Below are 7915 nucleotides of genomic sequence, written 5' to 3' on the forward strand. Positions count from 1 at the left end.
CCGTGATACATCGGAGGGAGTGGGATTGGTGCAGGGCGTCAGTGCTGCCTTCCGAGCGGCGCAATATGTTCAGGGGCATCCACTCCTTATTTAGAGCCGTCGTCTACTGAGGATAACTTTTTAACTTAAGAACCGATGCATGGACTCGATCTGTCGGTGAAACGTTGATCACACACGCCATGTACGGTGTCGCGCAGCAAGCCGTACGCGGCCTCTTCGGCCACAACGAGGCTCTCGATTCGCGCGCTGATCGCTTCCTGCTCTGAAGCATCGTCGAGATTGACCAACTGCTGCTTCGCGAGCGTCAAGCGCTCCTGCAGGCCCCGAACGACAGACCACAGCGCATTCTCGGTCTGTTGCCGCTGGACCTCTTCGAGCGAGCGCCCTGAAAAGGCGTGGCCGGTGTGACACCTGTAGCGAAGCGGTGCGCTGTCACCAATGCGCCACACGACGCCACCGCATTCGGGGCAAGTCAACGGACTGCGGGAACCGATCGATTCGATGATGTCAACGCTCGACCTGCCCGTCGACGCGATTTGAGTTTCGATAGCGGCGATCCGCTGAATGTTCGATGCTTCGGGCTTCTCGACGACAGGTTGGTCCAGCAATGTCATGACGAACAAGGAGAGTTCCGCGACGGAAGCAACGACATCGGGTTTGACCGCGCGCAGTGCGTTTAACGGCATGCCTGGCGCCGGAGACTCTGCCGGGTCCTGTACTGCAACGAAGCCGCCGCACGCATCCACCGCCTTGAGGCCCGCCGCGCCGTCATCCAGATGAGCCGTGAGGATGATCCCGATGACGCGTGCACCATAGTTGACCGCAGCCGATCGAAACAACGGGTCGGCTGCTGGACGAGCGAAATTTTCCTTTGGACCGGCGATAAGAAGCGTTTTCCGTCCTGAACGATCAAGTGGCGGTCCGGCGGGGCGACGTACACGACGGAATCTTGGAACTCCTGTTCGTTCTCCGCGTGTTGAACGCGTAGAGCGCAGGATCTTTGCAGTATCTCCGGGAGGATGCTGGGCTGAGCGCCGACGTGCATCACCACGAATACGGACGCCGGAAGATCGGCTGGCCATGCCGATACAAGCGTGTTAAGCGCGGCACGCCCACCAGTCGAAGTCGCCACGACGATAATGTCACGCTTTTTCACGGGCCCTCCGCCAGTCATATACGTAGAGCAATAAAGGCGCCTGACGTCGGCACTGGGCGCGGCGGCCGTCGCGGTGTGTCGATACAGCCGGCAACGCTAATTAATCGCTTCGATTAGACTAACCTTGCAGTTGTAACGATAAGCGCTGCGGCGATGCGGTATCGACTTTGCTGAACCTTACGGACCGTGAAAACGTGGACCGCAGCGGCGATATGACCGAATCGACCACCGGGTGCTTACGCCGCGCCCATTGCTGCTAGCGCAAAACGTCGAGCGACTTGCCGACTGTCGGAATCGTTCGAGAGTGCCGGGCAAGATCGATGAACGGGGCGGAGCAGACCGCGGGACGGGTGCAGCGGCATGCGTCAGGCGCTATCGGTTAGCCGCAAGGACCCCTCCTTGAGGTGCGACTAGAAAGCGCGCATGTGGGGCCTACTGGTGCGTCGAGACGCAGGTGACCGACCGGCGGTTTTTTGCCATACGGGAGATGATGTGACCGACCCCGCAACGATGAGGACCGAGCCGGCATCGCCGGGTTTTCCAGTAGTCGGTATTGGCGCTTCTGCTGGCGGTCTCGAGGCAATTTCCGAGTTGATGTCGGAAATTCCGGCTGTGAGCGGCATGGCATTTCTCGTAGTGCAGCATCTCGATCCGTCCCGCCAGAGCCTGCTCGCGGAAATTCTTGCCAAGCGCATGGCCACGCGGGTGCAGGAAGCCGCCGACGACATGATTATCGAGGCAGACCATCTGTACACGATCCCCGCGAACAAACGAATGCTCGTGGTCGATCGCCGCATCCGGCTTCAACCCCGCGACGAGTCGCTCGGACCACCGATGCCGGTGGACGACCTGCTCGAATCGCTCGCCAAGGACCAGGGCGCCAACGCCATTGGCGTGATTCTCTCCGGGAGCGGCTCGGATGGTGCGCTGGGTCTTCAGGCGGTTCAAGTTCAGGGAGGTTTCACGTTCGCTCAGGACGCGTCGGCACTTTTTAACAGCATGCCGCATGCGGCAATCGGGCTCGGATGCGTCGATCGGGTGCTCGCACCGCATGAAATCGCAAAGGAAATAATCCGCATAGCGCGACATCCTCACCTGGGGTCAGTGGCAGGCGCGAAACCCGATGCGATTGAATCGGCTGAAACCAGTTTCCAAGCTATTTTCCGTCTGCTCCAGAACGCCTGCAATATCGACTTTACGCACTACAAACCCGGTACGATCCAGCGCCGGCTGTCGCGTCGCATGGCATTGCGGCAACTGACCTCCACAGCACAATACGTCAACGTGCTCGAATCGGAGCCTGCGGAAACCCTCGCATTGGGACGCGACCTGCTGGTCCAGGTTACCGAATTCTTCCGCGATCCCGAGACGTTCGAGGTGTTGACCCAGACTGTTTTCCCCCGCCTCATGGGTGATGACGCAGGCAAGACACTGCGGATCTGGGTGCCAGGGTGCGCGACCGGCGAGGAAGTCTATTCCATTGCCATTTGTCTACTTGAATACCTTAGTCAGCGCGCGCAGGTTCCGTCAGTCCAAATCTTCGGCACCGACATCAGCCCTGGACCGCTGGACACGGCGCGCGCCGGCCGGTACATCGAGAACATCGCGCGAAATGTGTCGCCCGAACGCCTGGAGCGGTTCTTTGTACGCGATGGCAAATACTACTGCGTTGACAAAGCTGTCAGAGATCTCTGCACGTTCGCACGCCACGACGTGGTGAGCGACCCGCCGTTTTCGCGGATGAACCTGATCAGCTGCCGAAATTTGTTGATCTACCTGAGTGCGCCCGCCCAACGCAGTGTAATGCCGCTCTTTCACTACGCGCTAAAACCGGATGGTGTACTGATGCTGGGCCCATCCGAGACGGTCGGCGCCTTCTCCGAACTCTTTGGCGTCGTCGAGAACAAGCGCAGCAAGGTGTATAGCAAGAAGCCCCGCATGAGTTCGCCTGCCGAGATGCGCCTTGCGCCGCGACTGGTTCCTTCGACCGCCGTCCGTTCTCCTAACGTCTCCAGCGATGAGTCGGAACCCGTCGACGCATCATTACTTCGCGCCGAAGTCGATCGTCTCTCGCTCGCCCGCTATGTCCCGCCGTCCGTACTATGTGACGATGATCTGAACGTCATCGAGTTTCGAGGGGACACCTCCGCCTATCTGACCAACCCGAGCGGTCCGCCGATCACCAATCTTCAGCGACTGGCGAAGCCCGAAATCTTTCCTGCTCTCAACGACGCGATCAGGCAGGCGCGGCAGGAGGGTGTTGTCGTTCGTAAGGCCGATCTGAAAACCGCGCGTACTAGCGGGTTGGTGACCGCCAGCCTCGAGGTTCATCCGGTCCAGACCGCCGAAGCGGCGGGCCGCTGGTTTTTGACGTTTTTTGAAGGCAGCCTGAAGAGTTCGGATACCCTGTCGACGCAAAAGGATGAGCCGTTGAAGTCCCTGATGTTGCAGACGTTGCGCCAACGTCTGGGGCGCAAGGTCGTCTCACAGGGCGCGGATCCGAAAGACGAAGAGATCGTCCGACTGAACGCCGAGGTCGGCGCCATGCGAACGCAGCTTCGAACCATGCTCGCGGAACACGAAAGCGCACGCGAAGAGCTCAAGTCAAGCGAAGAAGAACTGCTATCAAGTAACGAAGAATTCCAGAGCACCAATGAAGAGCTCGAAGCGGCGAAAGAGGAGTTGCAGTCACTGAACGAAGAACTCTCGACGACCAACGATGAGCTGCGCTATCGCAATCAGGAACTCAAGACGACTCACGACGATGTGGTGCGAGCACGTGACTATGCCGACGCGATCATCGACACGATGTCCGACCCGCTGCTGGTGCTGGAGCCAGACCTGCGCGTTACGCGGGCTAATCGCGCGTTCTACGAAACCTTCCGGACGACGTCCGATACCACGATCGGTGCGATGCTCTATTTGTTGGGAAATGGACAGTGGGATATCCCGGGCCTACGCGAGTTGCTCGAAAATATTCTCCCGCGAAAAGCCATCGTTCGCGACTTCGTGATTACGCATGTATTTGAGGAAATTGGGTCGCGCACGATGCGGCTCAATGCTGCCCGCGTGGTCGGACGAGTGCATGAACTGATCGTGCTCACCATTGAAGACATTACGCAACATCAGCGGTTGGTTGACCGACTGGAAGCGGCCGACCATCAGAAAGACGAATTCCTTGCGATGCTGGCGCACGAACTGCGCAACCCCCTCGCGGCGATCAGCAACGGGCTTGCGATATGGGAGCGGATGGACGTCGACGCCGACACTGAGCAACGCGCCCGCGATTCTGCAAAGCGGCAGTTGAAGCACGAAATCGGCTTGGTCGACGACCTTCTGGACGTATCGCGCATTACACGCGGCATCATCAAGCTCAAAGTCGAGCCCGTCGATCTGGTGCAGATCGTGCGCCACGGCGTGGCCACCATCCGCACAGAAAGCGACGCACGCCGGCACCGGCTGTCACTTGCCTTACCGGCTGAATCACTGATGGTCGAAGGGGACTCGATGCGGCTCGAACAGATTGTCGTCAACCTGCTTGGCAATGCGATCAAATACACCTTGCCGGGCGGAGAAATTGCTGTGTCCCTTACGCGCGACGACGGTCAGGCAACGCTGACAGTCCAAGACAACGGTATCGGCATGGCGGCGGACTTTTTGCCAACGATCTTCACTGTCTTTGTCCAGGCGGAACGCTCGCTTGACCGTAAGTCTGCCGGGCTGGGTCTCGGCCTTGCCCTCGTGCAGCGACTCGTTCATCTGCATCACGGAACCGTACGCGCCTCGAGCGAAGGGCTGGGACGCGGCAGCCAGTTCGTTGTTCGACTTCCAGCGCTTCCCGCAGAAGACATCGAGGTGGAGCATTCCCCTGCAGTCGCCCTGCCGATTCGCGCACAACCGACGCGCCCTCGACGGATCCTTATTGTGGATGACAATGCAGACGCAGCCGAAAGCACCGCCATGCTGCTCAAGCTGGACGGGCACGAAGTCCAGGTCGTGCAGGACGGCCCAACTGCCTTGCTGCGCGCGAAGGACTTTCGTCCTGACATCGTCCTACTCGATATCGGGTTGCCGGACATGGACGGCTACGAAGTGGCTCGCCGGCTGCGCGCGACGCCCGATTTTGCAGACACCATGCTGATCGCGCATAGTGGATACGCGGGGGAGGAGCATTTCGAGCGCGCGAGACAGGCGGGCTTCGATCATCACCTGGTCAAGCCCGCCAGCATCACTCAGTTAAACGAACTGATCGTCGAATCGGGCAATACACGAAACCGGCTAGGCAGCGTTTCGTAGGGGGACGCTCGATGCAGCGCGCGATCTCGGCGCGCCATTGCCCTGCGACACCGCTTCAGCGCATTTGTCGCGAGCCGCCCGCGCTTGCCTCGCAGGGGGCGCTACCGAGATCCTTCTGGACCGACATCGAGGTCGTCGGTCGATCTACAACCGTCTTCAGATGTTTTGCGGGCGCTTTGGACTGGAAGCTCCGATCACACCTGCACGAATGGCCGGCGCCGCTCCCATCCCCACGGCCGCTAAAAGAACCGCTCGACCGTCTTTTTTTCCGCGCACCTCGGTGCAAGCAGACTTTTCGGCCAAGCCTCACACTTACATGAGCAGTCCACGCGGACGGCCTCGATTAATTCAAAACACAGTGAGATGCAATGGACAAGCGAGCACTAATCATCGGCGGCACCGGCATCGTCGGACGCAATCTTGCCGAGCACCTTCAGTCGCGCGGTGACTGGGCGATTGCCGGGCTGTCACGCGGTCGCACGGCCCCGCCTGCCGGCGTGGAATCGATCACCGCCGACCTCACATCGACGACATCGGTCGCGGACGCTCTGAAGGGGCGGCAGTTCAGCCATGTCTTCTTCACTGCATGGTCGCGCCAGGCGACCGAAGCCGAAAACATCCGCGTCAACGGAGCAATGGTCGCGAATGTGCTCGCGGCGCTGGGCCCCACTGGCGCTCTGTCGCACGCAGCCCTCGTTACCGGCTTGAAGCACTATCTCGGTCCTTTCGAGGCCTATGCCCAAGGCAGCGTTCCGACAACCCCGTTTCGCGAGGAACAGGGCCGGCAACCGGTCGACAATTTTTACTACGAGCAGGAAGATCGGCTTTTCGATGCCGCGCGCCAGTACGGATTCAGCTGGAGCGTACACCGTCCGCACACCATCATCGGCTATGCAGTGGGCAACGCCATGAACATGGGCGTCACGCTGGCCGTCTATGCGACGCTATGCAAGGAGACTGGCGAACCCTTCCTGTTTCCGGGCTCGGCTGCGCAATGGAACGGCCTGACCGACATGACCGACGCCCGTCTGCTCGCGCGGCACCTCGAATGGGCTGCCACGTCTGCCTCGGCCCGCAATGAGGCGTTCAATGTCGTCAACGGGGACGTGTTCCGATGGAAATGGATGTGGGCGCGCATCGCGGAGTATTTCGGCGTGGAGCCGGCACCCTTCGACGGACACATTCGACCGCTTGAAAGCCGCATGCATCGCGCTCGCCAGACCTGGGCGGACATCGCGGCACGCTACGCGCTCGCCGAGCACGATATCGATAACCTCGTCTCGTGGTGGCATACGGACGCCGACCTCGGCCGCCCGATGGAAGTGCTGACGGACATGTCGAAGAGCCGCAAGCTCGGATTTCTCGATTACCAGAGCACGCCCGATGCGTTCTTCAATCTGTTCGACCGGCTGAAGCGCGAGCACATCATTCCTTCCTGAGCCGCCGATGCCATGGGCAACGCACGCCCTCGAACGTTGTCATGCAACGCCCTCTCTGAAAGCGCTGTGCGTGCGCAAGTTATAAAAGCATTCCTCCATCGTCGCAATGACGATCGACGCGACAGTGGCCGGACTCGCTTGCTGGAGCCAGGTGCTCGCGCGTCGACAGTCCTACCAAATTACACGCCGTTGGCCGCGAGTGACGCCGCTCGCGCTGCGCGTCAATAACGCTGAGCGTTGGCCGGGTTCGCCTACCGCGGCTCACGTGCGTGAGCATCGCGAGCTTGCGCCAACTTTTCCATGGAACGTCGGGAACCACCGCGCGTCCGTCTCGTCTTGTCGTGAAATACGGCATGGTCCGCCGGCAGCGGCCTATCGCTTGTCGAATTTCGTCGTGCATGCAGCAGCAGTCACATCCCGCCGATCAGACGCAACGAACGATACGGAGCAGCGCTCGACCTGTCAGGTGTAGAACGGCGCCGTGAATGCCAGATCCTCGACTATCTCGGACTTCTCTAAGTTTCGCTCGATTAGGTATCCTGTTGTTATCTCATTTCAACCTTGCAAGTTCGGCAACGAGCGATAAGCGCAAACGCCTCCGATCATCGCGTAACGCTTGGCATCATCAGGCGCGATCATGTGAATGACCGTTATGGCGACACAGCCGTGCCGTTCTCTTGCATACGTAGACCACGTCGGCCGCCTGCTCCACGAGCGACACGGTCTCTCTGAGCGCTCGGCCTCTACCTTGGCATACACACTTCTGTGGGGATGTGGAAGCGATGTCGTCGTGGGATAACTGCACCCATGGAGCTGCGCATCGAATAAGCGTCGACGTTCGGCGATATAAGGCCTAGCGGTCGAAGTCTTGAATTACTCGCACCAAACAATATTGGTGAACAGTCACTTCCGGGAATACTTTCTGAATCCGAGGACCTGGTTTTATGCACCTCATTACACACAAGTCGTAGCGGTGGCGAGCCGCGAAAAGTCGTTTACGGTCAATGACATAGCGGACGGAGTT

General features: G+C 59.7%; 2 protein-coding genes and 1 pseudogene. 2 read left to right on the forward strand and 1 reads right to left on the reverse strand.

All coding sequences use genetic code 11. The features are described from left to right. Positions 1-125: 125 nt before the first annotated feature. Positions 126-1174 (reverse strand): annotated as a pseudogene (locus NCS58_RS19915) (chemotaxis protein CheB). Positions 1175-1648: 474 nt separating this feature from the next. Between NCS58_RS19915 and NCS58_RS19920 the strand changes: the two are divergent. Beyond that, positions 1649-5452: a chemotaxis protein CheB gene (locus NCS58_RS19920; RefSeq protein ID WP_250477480.1), complete on the forward strand. Its 3804-nt coding sequence runs from the start codon at positions 1649-1651 to the stop codon at positions 5450-5452. A 368-nt stretch (positions 5453-5820) separates the two neighbouring features. Next, complete coding sequence (locus NCS58_RS19925; RefSeq protein WP_061117943.1) at positions 5821-6891, forward strand: SDR family oxidoreductase; 1071 nt, start codon at positions 5821-5823, stop codon at positions 6889-6891. The last annotated feature ends 1024 nt before the right edge of the window (positions 6892-7915 follow it).

This window comes from Caballeronia sp. INML3B, from assembly GCF_023631305.1.
GTDB classification, from domain to species: Bacteria; Pseudomonadota; Gammaproteobacteria; order Burkholderiales; family Burkholderiaceae; genus Caballeronia; species Caballeronia turbans.